At 39.2% G+C, this 18,671-nt stretch carries 15 protein-coding genes; all 15 read right to left on the bottom strand.

From position 1 onward, the window contains the following. The 15 genes from MN204_RS14320 to purM all read right to left on the bottom strand — a co-directional run bounded on the left by MN204_RS14320 (position 1) and on the right by purM (position 18,664). Entirely contained in the window at positions 1-1,281 is a 1,281-nt protein-coding gene (locus MN204_RS14320; protein WP_368858672.1) for a helix-turn-helix domain-containing protein, read from the bottom strand. A 279-nt stretch (positions 1,282-1,560) separates the two neighbouring features. Continuing rightward, positions 1,561-2,664, bottom strand: coding sequence for a CamS family sex pheromone protein (locus tag MN204_RS14315; protein WP_249871764.1), 1,104 nt, complete (start codon positions 2,662-2,664; stop codon positions 1,561-1,563). A 12-nt stretch (positions 2,665-2,676) separates the two neighbouring features. Continuing rightward, positions 2,677-4,680: an NAD-dependent DNA ligase LigA gene (ligA, locus tag MN204_RS14310; protein ID WP_249871763.1), complete on the bottom strand. Its 2,004-nt coding sequence runs from the start codon at positions 4,678-4,680 to the stop codon at positions 2,677-2,679. A gap of 13 nt (positions 4,681-4,693) precedes the next feature. After that, positions 4,694-6,913: a DNA helicase PcrA gene (pcrA, locus tag MN204_RS14305; RefSeq protein ID WP_249871762.1), complete on the bottom strand. Its 2,220-nt coding sequence runs from the start codon at positions 6,911-6,913 to the stop codon at positions 4,694-4,696. Between the two features lie 19 nt (positions 6,914-6,932). Continuing rightward, on the bottom strand, positions 6,933-7,622 hold the full coding sequence (gene pcrB / locus MN204_RS14300) for a heptaprenylglyceryl phosphate synthase (RefSeq protein ID WP_249871761.1): 690 nt from the start codon (positions 7,620-7,622) through the stop codon (positions 6,933-6,935). 307 nt (positions 7,623-7,929) lie between these two features. Then, entirely contained in the window at positions 7,930-8,226 is a 297-nt protein-coding gene (locus MN204_RS14295; RefSeq protein WP_249871760.1) for a YerC/YecD family TrpR-related protein, read from the bottom strand. 23 nt (positions 8,227-8,249) lie between these two features. Further along, on the bottom strand, positions 8,250-9,317 hold the full coding sequence (locus tag MN204_RS14290; protein WP_249871759.1) for a DUF3048 domain-containing protein: 1,068 nt from the start codon (positions 9,315-9,317) through the stop codon (positions 8,250-8,252). A 52-nt stretch (positions 9,318-9,369) separates the two neighbouring features. After that, positions 9,370-11,112: an adenine deaminase C-terminal domain-containing protein gene (locus MN204_RS14285; RefSeq protein ID WP_249871758.1), complete on the bottom strand. Its 1,743-nt coding sequence runs from the start codon at positions 11,110-11,112 to the stop codon at positions 9,370-9,372. Positions 11,113-11,453: 341 nt separating this feature from the next. Beyond that, the gene (locus MN204_RS14280; RefSeq protein ID WP_249871757.1) at positions 11,454-12,152 is read right to left on the bottom strand and encodes a DJ-1/PfpI family protein; all 699 of its coding nucleotides are present in this window, start codon (positions 12,150-12,152) and stop codon (positions 11,454-11,456) included. Between the two features lie 516 nt (positions 12,153-12,668). Continuing rightward, on the bottom strand, positions 12,669-13,244 hold the full coding sequence (locus MN204_RS14275) for a hypothetical protein (protein ID WP_249871756.1): 576 nt from the start codon (positions 13,242-13,244) through the stop codon (positions 12,669-12,671). Between the two features lie 205 nt (positions 13,245-13,449). Beyond that, on the bottom strand, positions 13,450-13,875 hold the full coding sequence (locus MN204_RS14270) for a MaoC family dehydratase (RefSeq protein ID WP_249871755.1): 426 nt from the start codon (positions 13,873-13,875) through the stop codon (positions 13,450-13,452). A 354-nt stretch (positions 13,876-14,229) separates the two neighbouring features. Further along, positions 14,230-15,477: a phosphoribosylamine--glycine ligase gene (purD, locus tag MN204_RS14265; protein ID WP_249871754.1), complete on the bottom strand. Its 1,248-nt coding sequence runs from the start codon at positions 15,475-15,477 to the stop codon at positions 14,230-14,232. A gap of 61 nt (positions 15,478-15,538) precedes the next feature. After that, positions 15,539-17,071, bottom strand: coding sequence for a bifunctional phosphoribosylaminoimidazolecarboxamide formyltransferase/IMP cyclohydrolase (purH, locus tag MN204_RS14260; RefSeq protein WP_249871753.1), 1,533 nt, complete (start codon positions 17,069-17,071; stop codon positions 15,539-15,541). A gap of 16 nt (positions 17,072-17,087) precedes the next feature. Next, positions 17,088-17,648 carry a phosphoribosylglycinamide formyltransferase gene (purN, locus tag MN204_RS14255; protein WP_249871752.1) on the bottom strand — a complete coding sequence of 187 codons (561 nt, stop codon included), beginning with the start codon at positions 17,646-17,648 and terminating at the stop codon, positions 17,088-17,090. Next, positions 17,645-18,664 carry a phosphoribosylformylglycinamidine cyclo-ligase gene (purM, locus tag MN204_RS14250; protein ID WP_249871751.1) on the bottom strand — a complete coding sequence of 340 codons (1,020 nt, stop codon included), beginning with the start codon at positions 18,662-18,664 and terminating at the stop codon, positions 17,645-17,647. Before purM ends, purN begins: the two co-directional genes overlap by 4 nt. Positions 18,665-18,671 lie beyond the last annotated feature (7 nt).

The raw sequence follows: 18,671 nt of genomic DNA, 5'->3' as shown, positions 1-18,671 counted from the left end.
TCATATATTTGTAATTTGCTCATAGGCAAAATTAGCCTCTTTGTAATATTTTGCAGCATCTTTATATTTATAAAGTTGTTCATAATATTTAGCTATTAATTCCGCATAAATTATTATACTTGCATAATCCTTATGTTTCTTAAGATAAGGTATAAAATTCTTTACAACCATATTTTCGAAATCAGTAAATCGTTCTGATAACAAATAATTATAAGTATGAATAACGTAATAGAAAATCTTATAAGGTTTAATATCATTGAATTGGTCAATTAACTCTAAACCATATTTAATGCTCTTTTTAGCTTCCTCATAGTCCTCAATATTATAATATTCTCTTACCAAGGAAGACACTGAAGCTAATCTTTCAACTAAACTTACTTCTGTATCAAAAATAATCTCTTTATAATACTTAATTGCTTCAACTGGTTCACCTTTTGATGAATATAAATATCCTAAGTTTTGATTAGTAAGTTGAATCAGTTGTCTATTTTTATTTAACTTTCCAAGGTGTAAAGCTAAATTAAAATTTTTAATTGCTTTGTCATACAATTTTATACGTCTATAAGAGATCCCCAATACATTATGACATTGGGCACATCTTATAAAGTTATACTGTTTCATAAAAACATTTAAAGCCTTATTAGCATATTCTATAGTTTCCAAAGTATTGCGAAGCTTACTTTGAGTGACTGCAATAATGTAATTTAGATCAGCAACTTCCTCTTCAGAAACATCAATCTGATTAATCTTTTCCTCAGCCATTTTATACATTCTCATGCTTTGGTAATACTCTGAATCTTTCAACGTGCTATAATTCCCTCTAAACTTATACCAATAAAATTGCTGCAAATTATCAAATGTACTTGAAACCTCATTCAACTCATTGATCTTTTTCAATGCCTCGTCATATTCGCCCAGAATCAGATAATACCTAACTTTATGAATTTCAAACATCATCAGGCTGTCGGAAAGGTTCCTGTCCATCATTTCCTGGATTTTCTTATAAGTAGCGATAATTTCTTCTTTGTTGTTAACCTCAAAGAGCATACTGTACCATTGTTTGCATGTTTCCTTTATGGCTTCTTCCTGACTGTTATCCACTTCAATACCTAGGCGATTACACAGTAGTTGTATAATCTCTGGACTTGCCTGGGTTTTTTGGTTTTCGATTTTTGATAAATAGGATACAGAAACAATCCCTTCAGAAAGTTCGCCTAAAGTCATTTCCTGTTTCGTTCGCTGGAGTTTAATAAATGACCCTATCTCTATCAAAATACCCACCCTATCATCAAATTCAGAAATATTTTAATTAACCTTATTATATCATAGTATCCGAGAATTCATATTGGGAAAATCATAGGGGAAAACCATGTTTTAAAGCATGAAAAACTTTCCGATTTTCCTCAAATAGGAAAGTTTTTCGCTTTTCAAGGCTAATAACAGTCGAAACATGGTAAATTCGTAGTATGATGTATATCACAGTCTAACATACCGAATATTACAATAATTAAAACCAGTTAGAATGCCACAATTTATCAGTGGCATTCCATAATCTTATATTTAATCAAAAATATGAACCGTGGGGGATTCATCACCAGCATTACGGAAAATCAGACTTTCCATCTTTTGGCTTGAAATGATTTTGATTTCGAGATCATAATAATTTGGGAACATCTCCTGGACGAGCGAATATGCGTATTGTGTGAAACCAAGGACTTCCGCTTTCCCATAAAATTCTAACGGGACTTCAATGGTCAATTTTTGAAGATCTTCATCGATGTAGAATCCTTCTCCAATCAGACCAACATAATTTGGAAAGAATTGTGCAATTTCATTTCCAAAGCTTGAGACAATTTCCTGATCTTCATAATATTTTTCCCTGCCTTCATCTGACGGGAAAAGAATATTTTCTTCATTTACGGATTGCCAATTATCCACGGTATCGCTACCACCTGGAATATTTGCTTTTGCAACAAAATTCCCCGGCACTGGTGAAGCCTGTTCAGCTTCCTGATAGATAGCTATCATAATAGGGACTTCCATCAACCCTTCCATTTGGCGTATTTCTTCGACGATGGTTTGGGCAATTTCGTTTGCCTGTGACAGCATTACTTCTTCAGAAATATTTTCATAGAAATACGGACCGCCTATTTCAGTCTGGAAACGATATACTGATTTCATCGCAATTCCAATGGAAAGACCTGCAAGACTCACCGTTTGGTCTTCATGATGCCTCATATAATTTTGTTCAAGTATATGGGACAGATACCGTGGATTCTCCCGATATGTCTCCTCATCGGAGTCACTCTCTACGATAGGATTAAGCTCATCTATCCAGCTGTATATGGTGTTTGTATTTAAGTACTGGCCCTCCTGAAAATATAATTCACCAGGATCATATACTTCTTTTGACAGCCTTCTGAGTCCTTCCTCCATCTCATCAATATCGACCCGGTTAGCCATCTGATTAACGATTACCCCACGTGCCTGACTTGTTTTATAGGGTAAGATCATCCGGTAATTTTCATCTGATAATTGATACCTCGGGACAATGGATATTTCCTGTTCCGTCGTATCATTTTGTAAAACCTCTTCATTCGTATCCTGCACACAGCCTGTTATAAAAAGGAGTGTACATAGTAATAACACACTTATTTTTTTCAAGTGAAACACTCCTTAACCTTCCACAGCCTCTTTCAGTTGCTGCTCATTCCATATTTCAATACCGAGCTTCTGTGCCTTATCCAATTTGGAACCTGCATCTTCTCCAGCGACAAGCATATCCGTTTTCTTGCTGACACTTCCCGTGACAGTGCCACCAAGGGATTCAATCAGTTCTTTTGCTTCATTCCTTGAGTAATTCTCCATCTTTCCAGTAAGTACAACTGTTTTACCGGCAAATGCGGAGTCAATCTCTGCCTCGGGTTTCTTCGGTCCCTTATATTCCATGTTGATATTCAGGTCCCGTAAATCTTGCAACAGTTCAGTCACTTTGTCTTCAGAGAAATATTGTACAATCGAATCTGCCATTTTATCTCCAATTTCATCAACTGCAATTAACGCTTCAAAGGATGCCTGCTGAAGCTTATCCATTGTCCCGAATTCCATTGCCAATGTCTTTGCTGCCTTCGCTCCAATAAAGCGAATACCAAGTCCAAATAATAACCTTTCCAGGGAATTCTCTTTGGATGCTTCGATTGCCTGTAGCAAATTCGTTACAGACTTATCTCCCATCCGCTCCAGACGAAGCAGTTCGTCTCGATTTAATCGATATAAGTCTGCTATGGTGTGGATGAGCTTTTCCTGGAAAAGCTGGATAATGACTTTTTCTCCCAGTCCATCGATATTCATCGCATTTCTGGACACAAAATGAATAAGTCCTTCCATCAATTGTGCTGGACAGTTTGGATTTATACAACGCAAAGCAACCTCTTCTTCGAGTCTGACCAATTCGCTGCCACACGCCGGGCATTCGGTTGGCATGTGGAATTCCTGCTCTTCACCTGTTCTTTTTTCGATAACTGCGCGAACTACTTTCGGTATAATGTCGCCTGCCTTCTTAATGACAACCGTATCCCCAATCCGAATATCCTGTTCACGGATTAAATCTTCGTTGTGCAGGGATGCACGCTGTACGGTAGTTCCCGCTACTTTCACCGGATCGAGGATGGCGGTCGGTGTGATGACTCCTGTACGGCCAATGCTTAGCTCGATCTCCCTAAGCTTTGTTATTGCTTCTTCGGCAGGGAACTTATATGCAATCGCCCAACGTGGACTTTTTGCGGTATATCCCAACTCTTCCTGTTGGTTCAGGTCATCCACTTTTACGACAATCCCATCAATTTCATACGACAAATTGGGACGTTCCGTTGTCCAATAGGAGACAAATTCAAGAACTTCTTCAATGCTCTCACATTTTTTCCATTCCGGATTTGTTTTGAAACCAAGCGCTTTTAGCTTTTCAAGACGTCCACTATGGGAAGTAATCTCACTTCCTTCCCATTCGCCAACTCCGTATAAAAAGATATCCAGATTACGCTGTGCAGCAATCTTCGGATCCAGTTGTCTCAATGAACCTGCCGCAGCATTCCTTGGGTTTGCAAAGGGTTCTTCCTCGTTTTTTTCCTTTGCTTCGTTCAATGCAAGAAAAGACTTGTGTGGCATAAAAGCTTCCCCACGTACTTCCAATGTGCCTTTTTCTTTGATGGTGAGCGGAATGCTTCGGATTGTTCTCAAATTGTTTGTAATGTCTTCACCTGTTGTGCCATCCCCACGTGTTGCACCTCGAACAAATTTGCCATTTTCGTAGGTAAGGGAAATGGCAAGACCATCTATTTTAAGTTCGCAAACGTATGTCACCGGCTGATCGGTACCACTGCTTGCCCGTCTTGCAAAGTCTCTAAGATCCTGTTCATGAAACGCATTGCCAAGACTTAGCATCGGAACATTATGCTGTACTTTTTTAAACGCATCAAGCGGTTCGCCCCCAATACGCTGTGTCGGGGATTCATCTGTTATGAGCTCGGGAAATTCCTGCTCCAATTTTTGAAGTTCCCTCAGCTTTTCATCATATTCCGCATCAGGGACACTTGGCTGATCCAGTACATAATATTCATATCCATATTGATTTAATAGTTCTACTAATGCTTTTATTTGATTTTCTGCCTTTTGTTTATCCATCACTGGGGTACTCCTATTCTTTCGTAATCGGCGCAAATTTGGCTAGAAGTCGCTTGATTCCAACAGGAGCTGGGAATGCAACATCCAATTCCATTTTTTCTCCCTCACCCTGCACCTTAACAACCGTGCCGACTCCCCATTTTTTATGGTTCGCTTTATCGCCTGCAGACCATCCTTGACTCTCGGCACCGGTAGTTTTCTGCATGTGTACTGCTCTTCTTTTAATTGGAGAAGGTTCGTCCTTACGACTATTCATTGGTCTGCCAAACATGGACTCTCTTGCCTGCTCGATACCCTCAATCAGTTCCTGGGGAATTTCATTGATAAACCGGCTGATTGGGTTCATATTTGTTCTACCATAAAGTGTCCGCATCTTGGCATGGGTCAAATATAATTCTTTTTCCGCCCTTGTAATACCAACATATGCCAGACGCCTTTCTTCTTCCATTTCCTCATCATCCATCATCGAGCGGCTGTGTGGGAAAACATTCTCCTCCATACCAATTAAAAAGATAATTGGAAACTCTAGCCCTTTGGATGCATGCAGTGTCATCAATGTAATTTTTTCCTCATTATCCGGATCTTCCTCATCGACACGGTCAATGTCGGCAATCAGGGCAAGATCTGTAAGAAAAGCAATCAATGATTTATCTTCACTTGTTTCTTCAAAATCCTGTGTTACGGTCATAAACTCTTCCAAGTTTTCCAAACGGCTCTGTGCTTCAATTGTTTTTTCATTTTTTAGCATTTGTTCATAGCCTGTCCGTTCAAGAACCGCTTCAACCATATCTGTCGCTGTTAAGAATTCCTGCTGCTGTGTTAATGTTTTGATTAAGTTGCCAAATCCAGCCAGCGCATTTGCCGCTTTTGCCGGTACCCCTGTAAAATCAACCTCTTTAACTGCTTCGTACATGGAAATATCATGTTGTGCAGCATAGGCACGCAATCGTTCTACAGATGTTTTACCGATTCCACGTTTCGGCTCATTGACAACACGTTCAAAGCTCAGGTCGTCATCTGGATTGGTGATTAATCGCAGGTATGAGACCATATCTTTAATTTCTTTCCGCTCATAGAACTTCATCCCACCGACCATCTGATAGGATATTCCTGATTTGAGCAACGTATCCTCAATCGCACGGGATTGTGCATTTGTCCGGTATAGAATTGCTACATCACTAGGGGAATAGCCTTCATTCCTGGTTAGTTCCTGTATTTTATTTGTTACAAAAAGTGCTTCTTCCTGTTCTGTTGTACCTTGGAAATAATTGATCTTCTTCCCTTCTGCATTATCCGTCCAAAGATTTTTCGGTTTACGTCCGGAGTTATTTCCAATTACTTTGTTTGCAGCTGCAAGAATGGATTTGGTTGAACGATAATTCTGTTCCAAGAATACAGTCCGTGCCGTTGGATAATCTTTTTCAAAAGAGAGGATGTTTTTGATATCTGCCCCTCTCCAGCGGTAGATTGACTGATCGGAGTCACCTACAACACAAAGGTTTTGATACTTCCTCGCAAGCTGCTTCACGAGGAAATACTGGGCATGGTTCGTATCCTGATACTCATCGACATGTATATACTGGAAGCGTCTCTGATAGTACTCCAGCACCTCTGGCACCCTTTCAAACAGGTGGATTGTCTGCATTATTAAATCATCAAAATCAAGTGACTGATTTTTCTGCAGCATTTTCTGATAGCCTTCATATACTTTGGCTACTTGAATTTCATAGAAATTACCCGCGTTTTTGCTGAATTCCTCATGCGTGACCAGTTCATTTTTTGCAGAACTAATTTGTCCGAGCATGGCCCGTGGGTCAAATTTCTTTGGATCTATATTTAAATTTTTAAGTATTTGTTTGATAACGGACAATTGATCTCCACTATCAAGGATTGTGAAATTGCTGCTGTAACCAATACGGTCGATATCCCTGCGCAAGATCCGCACACACATGGAGTGGAACGTGGAGACCCACATGTTTACCCCTTGTGGACCAACCAATTTACTCACACGGTCCTTCATCTCTCTGGCAGCCTTATTCGTAAATGTAATAGCAAGAATATTTCTAGGGGATACTTCCTTTTCGCCCATCAAATATGCAATACGATGTGTCAATACTCTCGTTTTACCGCTCCCTGCACCTGCCATAATTAACAGTGGGCCCTCTGTATGTCTTACAGCTTCCTGCTGCTCTTTATTCAATCCGTTTATCATTTCGTCTATCGTCTGACTCATTATTACACCGTCCCTTGAATCAATTATCTTTTACTGCTGCCACTGTTTTTAATGCATTCTTAATATCTGTATAAATGCTATTTCCAACGATGATTACATCTGCATGCTCTTTCATCTCCACTGCCTGCATACTGTTCTCAATTCCGCCACCATAGAAAAGGAGTGTATTATCCAGATCATCTTTAATTTCTTTAACGAGCACCGGATCACCATATTTCCCACTGTATTCCATGTAGAAAATCGGAAGGTGGAAAACATGCTCCGCCATATAGGCGTAAGCTTTAACATCTTCTGCATCCGGAAGATAGCTGTTCGTACGCTTGAATGCCTTCGCATCTTCATTTAAAATACAGTATCCTTCAAAAAAGATTTCACTGTATTCCATCATATCGATATATTCCTTAATTGCTTTGTGCTGGATATCCATCATGAATTTCTTTTCTTTGGAGTTCAGCACCATCGGAATAAAATAATAATCAAATCCCGGTGTAATTGCTTCTTCATCCGAAACTTCCAGGATACACGGAACGGTATGACGGCGGCGAATGCGGGATAATAAATCAAGTACACCGTCCAATGTCACATTATCCGTTCCACCTACAATGATAGCGTCTGTACCCGATTCACAGATCATATCCAGATGTTCGTCCGAAATTTCTTTTGCAGGGTCAAGCTTAAATATATGTTGCAATTCATTTAAGTTCATCAACAGTTCGATCCTCCATCATCTTGATTCATTTTATTATACCAAAAATGTTAGGCGGAATTTAGGGATATGGTTAATCTTTTTTGGCAGGTAGGAATGTTTAAATTTTCTACCTGCATACGTGCAACTAAGGTTGTTAGCGAAAGGCTTGGTGACAACCAAGTTTTCTAATAAAACAATCGTGTTTCGTTTGATTAGCGTGATGTTACTTAAATTTATGCGGGGATACGCGAGTTATCGACGGTACTGGCACCAAGCGATACGATCACATAAAAATTAGAAACCGCCAACCCAGTTGGGCTTGCGGTTTCTATTTATTTTCGCTTATTCTCTCCAAAACCATCTGATATCCGTCACTGCCATAATTAATGCAGCGGCGGACACGTGAAATCGTGGCTGTCGATGCTTTTGTTTCTTTCTCAATTAAACTGTACGTGTTACCTTCTGTCAGCATCTTCGCAACCTGTAATCGCTGCGAAATCGACTGAATCTCAGACATTGTTGCGATATCATCAAAGAATCGGTAGCATTCTTCCCTGTCTTTTAATGATAGGATGGCATCAAACAATTGATCCAATTGCTCTCCGCGTAATTTATCGATTTGCACAGAAAAACCTCCTGATCGTTATACTAGTTTGAAAAGGTTACAGATTGCTGCATTCCAGGATTTGTTGGCACAACATTAATCCAAGTCTTTCCGGGAACAAATCCGGCAAGCTGACCATCTTTTACAGGAACAATTCTGCCATCCCTGTTCTCCCATTGAACTTCCTGCATATGACCTTTTTGAATCAAATAACCATTCCCACCTGATTCGAGGTCAATTGCCCTCCGCCCGGCATCATCGATTACTTCATGGTAAGTTTCTACAATAAAAATATTCTCCACTTTTACAGGGGCTTCTGTATTCAACTCAACTGTCCGTTCTCCGTCACTTGATCTAAAGTAGTTGCCACCTGCTTTATCATAGGTATATTCCACTACCCACGATGGGCTGTTGCTATAAATTATTTTAACATATTCTGCAGTATCACCTGACAGATTATCGATTCCTTCTTCTGTCAAAAATTCCATCGGTTCATAGGAAATGGCCGTTTCATATCCTTTTCCCCCTGCAATATCATAGACTGCATCGAGCAGTAAATAGGAATTATGAGGTGCTTTTCGGAAGGTCTCCCTTTTAAAGAGATTACCATCATTATCATAGATTGCGCCATCCAAATAGTTTATACCACGATTTTTGATCATGTCATTTATAAAACCAGCTGCCCCATGATAAACATAAATGGAATCATAACCGTTTGCCAGCTCAAAATAATACTCCCGCGCACTTCTTACCGGACCAACAATATCCGGCATTTCACTCTGATATAAAGCAAGTAATCGGGTAATCATTCCTTCTGCCAGGATTTCATAAACAACATCTGCTTGTGACAACCCTGACTGTGGCCTTGCAGCTGGATGATTATTCATCATAACACTTATGATACGATTATCAACCTCTTCATCTGTTCCAATACCTGTAAGTGGAAAAATAGTTTCATTTTCCTTCTTATTTCCGGGTGCTTCTATCCCGGACTTTTCACCACTACGTTCATTTTCTTTTGTCTCGTTATCCGTTCCGGTCAGTCCCTCTTTGGAACAAGCAGAAAGGAAAATTACGAAAATGGCAAGCAGTACAAAACTCAGCTTTCTCATTCTTCCCCAACACGCTTTCTCTAAATATAGTTTAATCTATTTCTATTATATGCTACCGCATTGTTGCTGGGAAGAGAATTTCTTTATTCTTAACATCCATTAGCCCTTGTTGGGTAACTCGTAAATATGGTAAATGTATGGTGGATAGAAACAGCAAACTGTTGGCAGGGTCATCGAAGGCATACCCGAATTTCTTCAAACATTCTTTCAATTCCCTTTCCTTTACGATGAGATTTTCCATTGTATCATCTGACATGGCCCCACCGAGATTGAGTGGAACTTCCACCAGTACTTCTCCTTTGTGCACGACGACAATTCCTCCACCGATTTCCTTCAGCCGCTGCCAGCTAAGCAAAATATCCTGTTTATTTTTACCGATAAAAATCAAATCTCCAGTAATAGAAAAGGAACTTGCTAACGCACCCAATCCTGGAGCAAACCCACGTATTGCAGTATTCACTCTCCACTTTCCATTCCTATCTATTAAAAGTAAAAATTGGTCCCCATTTGTTTTGGTCAAATCTTCCACTGCGATGTCCGTATCAATCGTATAAGGCTTCACAATAACATTATTGACCATTTCCATCCCTACCGGAGCCGAAAATTGCAAATCACCTTCATCAAGTTCCCAATCAAATTTCAGTGAGCCAATATCGAATCGTTTCCAGTCAATTTTGGATTGGTATTCCTTATTTTTGGCTTCCTTCACAATCCATTGACCTTTTGCCAATACACTTTCAGGATGAGGATTGGTTTTGTCTTTCAATATATTAATATGGGCAACCCGTCCTGGAGCAATGCTACCAAGCTGTTCATCGAGGCGGAAATGTCTTGCAGCATTATAACTCGCCATGCGGTATGCCTCTATCAGTGGGATCCCTTTTTCGATTGCAATCTCCAAGCAGACATTCATCATTCCTTTTTCCATAAATTCAAGTGATGGACCGTCCATTGTCATGGTCAGATTATCAAATGTCTCGAGGCCTGCCTCCAATATTTCTTCAATAAGTTTCGGCAAATCCGGTCTGATGGAAGAATAACGCAACCCTACATGGTACCCCATTTGCAGACGGGTCATGACATCTTCTCCTGTCATCGATTCATGATCCGCGCTCACACCAAGCAGTTTCATTTTCGTAAGTGTCTTCGGTGATGCTCCCGGAAGATGCCCTTCCACCGGTTTCCCAAGTCTTTTGGCTTCCTGTATCCAATAAAGCAATCGATCATTTCCATCAAGCAGACTCGGCCAACCGGTCAACTCTCCACCTTGCACGACGCTCGGATGTGAAAGCCATGACAGCACATCTATTGTATTAAAATATTTTTCCTCATCATGCAACGCAGTCTGCGAATCAAATCTAGCCCACCAGTACATGGAAACTGGTAGATTATTAAACTCATCCAGTATAGAAAACGCTTTCTTTTTATCCAACAAAAAATTCCATGGCAGATTATCATTGATTAATGTCGTCGTACCATACCGTGCCGCAGTTAAAGCAATCTCTTCCGGATTTGACAGCTGAAATGGATGTGAATGTGGTTCAATATAACCCGGCACCAAATACTTTCCGCTACAGTCTACCAGTTCCGCCTGATCGGTTTGTTCTGGCAATTTATCACCGACATAAACAATGCGTTCATTGAAAATCCATATATTCGCTTTCAACCATTGCTTTGTATATACATTCAAGTACGTCGCATTCGTAAGTATAAGTGTTGGTGCTTCGAGACCATCGATTACTTTTATATGTTGTCTGAGTTCACGGTTTCTCCAGTTCAATCCATTATCCATCATATGTCAACTCTCCAATAAGTCATTTTCTTTATCTTATCATAAATCACGCTTTAATTAAGTAAAGTTTTTGTCAAACTCATTAAATTTTTTAAATAAAGTTGGCTATTAGCTTGAAATCTTTTAGCACGTGTTCAAGCCTTCCGTATATACATGAAATACTTCTCATCCCCTTCGCAGTCAGGAAAGGGGGGTTACTTTTCCAAGGAACAGATTAGATAAGCACTCTGACCATTCGTTATGTCATTTACAGTACTTTTTGAACATCCTTTTTATCCAAGCATAATAAAGCAATCCTTAGTAGGGGATTCCGATTTTAATGTCATCTAAGGGTTGCAGCACAACTATTTCATCATTTTAAGAATATGTTTGGAGTTTTTTATCATACCGAGTAATCCAAGCCCTTTTTTAGCATCTTTTGTTAATTTCTTCTCTGCTAATTTTATAATCTTTTCATCTGCATTCGAATAATTACCAGAGTCAACTATTGGTTGCGGGTCATATTCTATCATGAGTTGAATTGCTTTCGTTTCATCTTCTCCAACCATTTTATTCGATAAATATAAAGCCATATCTATTCCTGCAGATACTCCTGCAGCAGTTATATATTTTCCTTGCTCTACTACTCTTTCTCTCGTGGGAGTAACTCCGAAGTCACTTAACAGATTGATTGGCTTCCAATGTGATGTTGCTTTTAATCCAGTAAGTAAACCTGCTGAAGCCAGTAACACGGAACCTGAACATACAGATGTCGTCCAGGTTGTCGTTTTATCTACTTCCTTTATCCATTTCAATACGTTCTCGTTTTTCATTTCTTTCATAAACCCTATGGTTGAACCCGGTATTATTAATATATCCGCACTTTTTATATCATCGATACTATATTTCACATGAATATCTATAAAGCCAGAATCAGCCTTTATTTCACCTGTTTTTTCAGCAACAAAATATACTTCAGCATCATCCATATTCCTTAAAACCTCATAAGGTCCAATAGCATCAAGCATCGTTATTCCATTATAAAGATAGATAATTATTTTCATAATCTCCTCCAGATTTTAAAAAACTTCTTATTATATAATTTGCCTTTTTAGCTTAGGAACTCCTACTTAATTCATAAAAGCGTTAATTTTCCTTATCGAATCGTGAATATTTTTTATCAGCAGCAATTACTATGAATAGTATAGCCACACCGAAAACAATTCCTTGTATGATCATCGTAGTCCAATTACTAAATGAGAACAATTCTTGCAACAAAAATAACAATAACGGACTCACTAAAATTACCGTTAAGCTTATTGCAAATACGACCTTTTTAGGTAAGGCTTTAATTTTATCTACCATTAATATCACCACACTGCGTTTTTTAAATGACAAAAGTTATTTTTTGCTTATTCAACATAGCTATAGACTTTAGTTCAAGATTACATAAGTTGATATTAATATAATATACCAATTACCCATTATAAAAATCGAAATTTTCCGATATGACAGATCAAGAAAAAGTTTATTTAGATGATAATCTTCTTGTATAAAACTTCACTAGCTTGTTTAATAAGTTAATTCTTAGGTTTATTCAAATCAAATCTTGCTACTTCTTCATTTTCGACTGTTACAACAAAAAAAGCATTAAATGCATTCTCTTTAAGCTCATCTAATTTCTCCTTTGTAGGTACAAGAAGGGGAACTTGGGGGTTTTCTTCACTTACACCTAATTCGTAGTAGAGAGTAAACTTTCCATTTTGGTCAGATTTAAGAACTGGCTGAATTTTATGACCAAACCCTACTCCGCTCTCGTTATAATCTTCAGGATTATAAATGTTGAAGCCTATTACGTCTTCTGATACCATTTTCAATTTGTCTTTTGGCTCAATCGTAATACTAATTCCTTTATCAACACCCCTAATACCTACTGTTTTATTGCCTGTATTTTTAATGGTGAACTCATAATATAAAGCCGTTGGTACCAACTCTTCTCCCTGTCTTTCTCCTTCAGTAATCCCAATTGAACCAAGTAAATTTTTATCTTTAACAATATCAACATTCGCATCGACAAGTTCGAGTGAAGGATCGGATGAACAAGCTGATAATATACCTATAATAATAATGGCTAAAAGTGATGATCTCATTTTCAATACAATTCCCCCTTTTTTGTATACTAACTATACGAATCAAGGTAGAAAAAAGTTCCACTATTTGCTTCTGAATAAAATTTGTGAAAACCTATACATAAACGAACGGGTGCGACTATTCAATAAGAGTAATCACACTTTGTTCTATTCTAAAGCAACAGTTTAGTTATCGATTGTGTTCTTCATCATCAAAGATACAACATAACCTTCATCGCTTTATCAATACAGTTAATTCACCCTCAAAAACTTTTTCTTCCCTATCATTGAAAGTAGATAACAATACCGTAAGGAGACCCGATTCATTCTTTATTGCTTTTTTATCAATAACCTCAACAATGATATGTAGTTCATCATCAGGATACACTGGCTTTATAAATTTAATATTATTCATTCTTGTTCCAGCAATAACCTCTTCACCATACCTACCTTCCTCAACCCATAACTTAAATGAAATAGCCAATGTATGCATTCCAGAAGCAATGATTCCATTAAATCTTCCCTGATTTGCTTTTTCCTCATCCAAATGCATATATTGGGGGTCAAATTCACCTGCAAACCTCACAATATCCTCTTTTGTTAATTTATGTGATTTAGTTTCGAAGACATCTCCAATTGTAAATTCATCTAACTTCATACAAAACACCTCTTAATTATTAGTTAACCCTAGTACTTAATCCAATTTTAACATCTGTTGTTAAGAGTTGGTACTATTTTTTCCTCTTAAACAACCTGTCCGTTAGTTTAAATTTCTTCACAATCTTATAATTAAGTTTAACAAAATATGTATGTCTAAAATATTAATAATATCCATAAGTAAAATTGATTTTAATAAGCGATATAAACCTTGTTTGATATAATGCTAAAAGCTCTGCTAAAATGCAAAGCAGAGCTTTTCTTATATAATTTGTAAGTTAATTTAATTATTTAATTCGTGTTTTGAACCTTAAAACGGACCCTTTACCTTGGGTAGAGTGGTTCTTTTTTCGAGTTACTGTTTGCCAATATCTTTTCTATAGAAAAATGCTTCGGTAATAGTTGCATGTTCAAGGATTTCATACACGCTTTGTGCAGCAGCTGCCAGTTCATCTGCTTTAGCACCCGCAAGCAATACTCGTCCACCATCAGAAACAATGGATGTACCTGTCTGTTTTGTACCAGCATGAACAATAAATGTATTCTCACCCTGATTAAATTCGGGAATCGGAATCCCTTTTTCATAGGATCCCGGATATCCAGCAGATGCCAGTACCACTCCTACACAAGCCTGATCTTCCCATCTGAGATTAGGATTTTTCCCATCTAGTACATCCGTAAAAACTTGAACCAAATCATTCTTCAATAACGGCAGAACAACCTGTGTTTCAGGATCACCAAATCGTGTATTAAATTCAATAACTTTTGGTCCATTGGAAGTCATGATTAATCCAGCATATAAAATCCCCGTAAACGTACGACCTTCTTTTATCATTCCATCAGCCGTTTTTTGCAAAATTTGTTCCATGGAAAAATCAAGGTGTTCTTGCGTTACATCTGGAACTGGCGCAAAGGCACCCATCCCACCAGTGTTCGGCCCCTGATCATTATCAAAAGCACGTTTATGATCTCTTGCGGTTACCATCGGAAATACTTGATTTCCATGAACGAAAGCCATCAGAGAGAATTCTTTCCCTTCCAGAAACTCTTCAATGACAACAGTTGCTCCAGCACCTGCGAAAGCTTTCGAAACGAGCATATCATCTACAGCCTGCAATGCTTCTTCTTTTGTCAAAGCTACGATAACACCTTTACCTGCTGCAAGACCGTCCGCTTTGATAACAATCGGAGCACCTTTTTCTTCAATATATGTCTTCGCCTCCTGTGGATCGGTAAATACCGCATAATCCGCAGTTGGAACATCATATTTCTTCATAAATTCTTTTGCAAAGCTCTTGCTTCCTTCCAGAAGAGCTGCTTCTTTTGTAGGTGCAAACACCCGTAATCCCTCTTCCTGAAAACGATCGGCAATTCCTGCATTCAATGGGTTTTCCGGACCGACAACAGTGAGGTCAACTGCATTTTCTTTAGCAAAGTCAATTAAACCTTCGATATCCATTTCATCAATGTTCACACAAACCGCCTGCTCCTGAATCCCGCCATTGCCTGGGGCAGCATAAAGATTGCTGACCTGGTCACTTTCTGCAAGTTTCATCACAATGCTATGTTCCCGTCCACCCCGTCCGACTACTAGTACATTCATGGGAAAACCTCCTATTCAAAGCATCAGGAAGTACCGAGTTGGTAACTTCCTGATGGACATTTTAATGTTTAAAGTGACGCATTCCTGTAAATACCATTGCGATTCCATGTTCATCACATACAGCGATGGAATCCTGGTCACGCTTAGAACCACCTGGTTGGATAATCGCAGTGATGCCTGCTTTAACCGCCGCTTCTACTGTATCTGGCATCGGGAAAAATGCATCAGAAGCCATTACTGCGCCCTCAGCCTTCTCGCCAGCTTGTTCAATTGCGATCGTTGCAGAACCAATTCGATTCATTTGCCCAGCACCGACACCAATTGTCTGGTTATCTTTTGCAAGTAAAATGGCATTTGATTTTACATGTTTTACAGCTTTCCAGGCAAATAGCAGATTTTCAATTTCCTCTTCTGTCGGCTGACGTTTCGTAGCAACAGTCAAATCTTCTGCAGCAACTGTTCCATTGTCACTATTTTGAATTAATACGCCACCATTGACAGTAGTAAGCTTCTTCGTTACGGTGTCACTCGTTTTCAATTCCAGTTCAAGTAGTCGGATATTTTTCTTTCTTGTTAAAATTTCGAGTGCCTCTTCATTGAATCCTGGTGCGATGACAATTTCAAGGAAGATTTCACTTAATTTCTCTGCGGTGGCAGCATCGATTTCCCTGTTGCATGCTACGATTCCTCCAAAAATAGAAATTGGGTCGGCATCATAAGCACGCTGGAAAGCACCGGATAGTGTTTCAGAAACACCGATACCACACGGATTCATATGTTTAACAGCTACTGCTGCCGGGTTATCATATTCCGCTAAAATTTCCAATGCCGCATTTGCATCCTGAATATTGTTATAGGAAAGTTCCTTGCCGTGCAATTGTTTCGCTGTAGCAAGGCTCATACTTTTGTGGATTGGATTTTTATAGAATGCTGCCTGCTGGTGTGGGTTTTCCCCATAACGCAGATCTTGTACTTTTTCATATGTAACGGTATATGTTTCAGGGAATTCTTCCTTCGTTTCACCCATGAAATACTGGGCAATCATTGCATCATAATTGGCCGTATGGCGGAACACTTTCGCTGCAAGTTCTTGTAATAGGTGGAATTCCAATTTGTCTGCCTGCACTGCCTGCAGTACTCTTTCATAATCTGATGGGTCCACAACAACAGCAACATCTTCAAAGTTCTTTGCAGCAGAACGAAGCATTGTCGGACCGCCGATATCAATATTTTCAATGATTTCTTCTTTTGATACGCCGTCTTTTTCCAATGTCTGTTTGAAAGGATATAAGTTAACGACGACGATATCAATTGGAGCAATATTGTTTGCTTCCATTTGCTTCATATGATCCGGATTGGAACGTTTTCCAAGCAATCCACCATGGATTAGTGGATGCAATGTTTTCACACGGCCATCCATAATTTCAGGAAAGCCCGTAATTTCATCTACAGCTTTCGCTTCAATACCTGCATTCACCAATGCGCGTAATGTACCACCAGTAGAAATGACCTCATAGCCTGCTTGGACGAGGCCTTTGGCAAATTCCTCAATATTCGTTTTATCGGAAACACTGATCAGCGCTCTTTTACTCATTGCATATCCCTCACTTTTATTGTAGAAGTTGATTGATTACACGTGGATACAGCTCATGTTCCACTTTTTGTATGCGTTCCTTCAAAGATGTCTCTGTATCTTCCTTTAATATGTCAACTGGCTCCTGTGCAATAATGGGTCCTGTATCAATTCCTGCATCAATGAAGTGAACCGTCACTCCGGTTACGTCAACATTGGCTTTAAAGGCTTGTCCAATTGCATCGATACCTGGAAAATCAGGAAGGAGGGAGGGATGGATATTTACGATTTTCCCTTCATAAGCCTCCAGTAAAGTTGGCCCTGCAATTCGCATATAGCCTGCAAGGAAAACCCATGTAACTCCTGACTCTTGAAGCTTTTGTACGATTAGTTTTTCATACTCTGCTTTGGAAGCGAACTGTTTCGGTTCGAATACGAACGATGGTACCCCGTACTTTTTTGCTTTTTCCAGCACGCCTGCACCCGGTTTATCACAGACTAGAAGTACAACATCACAGGCGAGATCGTTTGTTTCCATTATTGCCTGAAAGTTACTCCCGCTACCAGAAGCAAATACTGCTGCTTTCACTTTGCTCATGATGAAAAGTGCACTCCTTCGTTTGGAACAACCTTGCCGATTACTGCTGCATCCTCACCATTTCCCTGCAAAATTTCAAGTGTTTGATTGACATCTTTTTCAGAAACAACAAGCGCCATGCCAATTCCCATATTGAATACACCATACATATCCTTTTCGGGAATATTTCCTTTTTTCTGAAGGAACTTGAAGATCTCAGGGACGTTCCAGCTTTCCTTACTCAATTCCACACCTAAACCATTTGGCATCATACGCGGGAAGTTTTCATAAAATCCGCCACCGGTAATATGAGAAATACCTTTTACATTCGTTTCCTTTAAAACTGCAGCAACTGGCTTCGCGTAAATTTTTGTAGGTGTCATTACCGTATTACCAAGCGTATCTGATAGACCTTCGTAGCTTTCTTTTAAGTCCATACCTTCAATAATCTTACGGACGAGAGAATAACCATTCGAATGAATACCACTGGAACTCAGACCAATCACGCTGTCCCCGGCTTCAATCGTTTCTCCGGTCACTAGCTTTGATTTTTCTGCAATCCCGACAACAAAACCAGCCAGGTCATATTCATCTTCTTGGTACATTCCCGGCATTTCTGCTGTCTCTCCACCGATGAGCGCTGCCCCCGCTGCAACACATCCCTCTGAGACTCCAGCTACAATCTGTTCAATCATTTCTGGCTCATTTCTCCCACATGCAATGTAATCAAGGAAAAACAGAGGCTCGGCACCTTGGGCAACGATGTCATTGGCACACATTGCTACAAGATCAATCCCAACTGAATCATGTTTATTCAATTCAAAGGCAAGTTTTAATTTTGTTCCTACTCCGTCTGTTCCCGATACCATGACAGGTTCTCTATAGTTAAATCCGGAAAGGTCAAATAACCCAGCAAACGATCCGATTCCACCAAGTACTTCTGGTCGCGTGGTTTTGGCTATATGCTTTTTCATTCGTTCTACAGCTTCGTAGCCTTTTTCCACGTCTACTCCAGCATTTTTATATACATCTGACATGCTTGAC

It is taken from the genome of Oceanobacillus saliphilus (assembly GCF_023522835.1).
Lineage (GTDB): Bacteria > Bacillota > Bacilli > Bacillales > Amphibacillaceae > Oceanobacillus > Oceanobacillus saliphilus.
This window is presented reverse-complemented; position numbering and strand designations above follow the sequence as displayed.

Bases quoted from the DNA above. Each gene is read 5' to 3' on its own strand.
- ligA (WP_249871763.1), bottom strand. From the start codon at position 4,680: ATGGATAAACAAAAGGCAGAAAATCAAATAAAAGCATTAGTAGAACTA.
- pcrA (WP_249871762.1), bottom strand. From the start codon at position 6,913: ATGAGTCAGACGATAGACGAAATGATAAACGGATTGAATAAAGAGCAG.
- MN204_RS14290 (WP_249871759.1), bottom strand. From the start codon at position 9,317: ATGAGAAAGCTGAGTTTTGTACTGCTTGCCATTTTCGTAATTTTCCTT.
- MN204_RS14285 (WP_249871758.1), bottom strand. From the start codon at position 11,112: ATGATGGATAATGGATTGAACTGGAGAAACCGTGAACTCAGACAACAT.
- MN204_RS14280 (WP_249871757.1), bottom strand. From the start codon at position 12,152: ATGAAAATAATTATCTATCTTTATAATGGAATAACGATGCTTGATGCT.
- MN204_RS14270 (WP_249871755.1), bottom strand. From the start codon at position 13,875: ATGAAGTTAGATGAATTTACAATTGGAGATGTCTTCGAAACTAAATCA.
- purD (WP_249871754.1), bottom strand. From the start codon at position 15,477: ATGAATGTACTAGTAGTCGGACGGGGTGGACGGGAACATAGCATTGTG.
- purH (WP_249871753.1), bottom strand. From the start codon at position 17,071: ATGAGTAAAAGAGCGCTGATCAGTGTTTCCGATAAAACGAATATTGAG.
- purN (WP_249871752.1), bottom strand. From the start codon at position 17,648: ATGAGCAAAGTGAAAGCAGCAGTATTTGCTTCTGGTAGCGGGAGTAAC.
- purM (WP_249871751.1), bottom strand. From the start codon at position 18,664: ATGTCAGATGTATATAAAAATGCTGGAGTAGACGTGGAAAAAGGCTAC.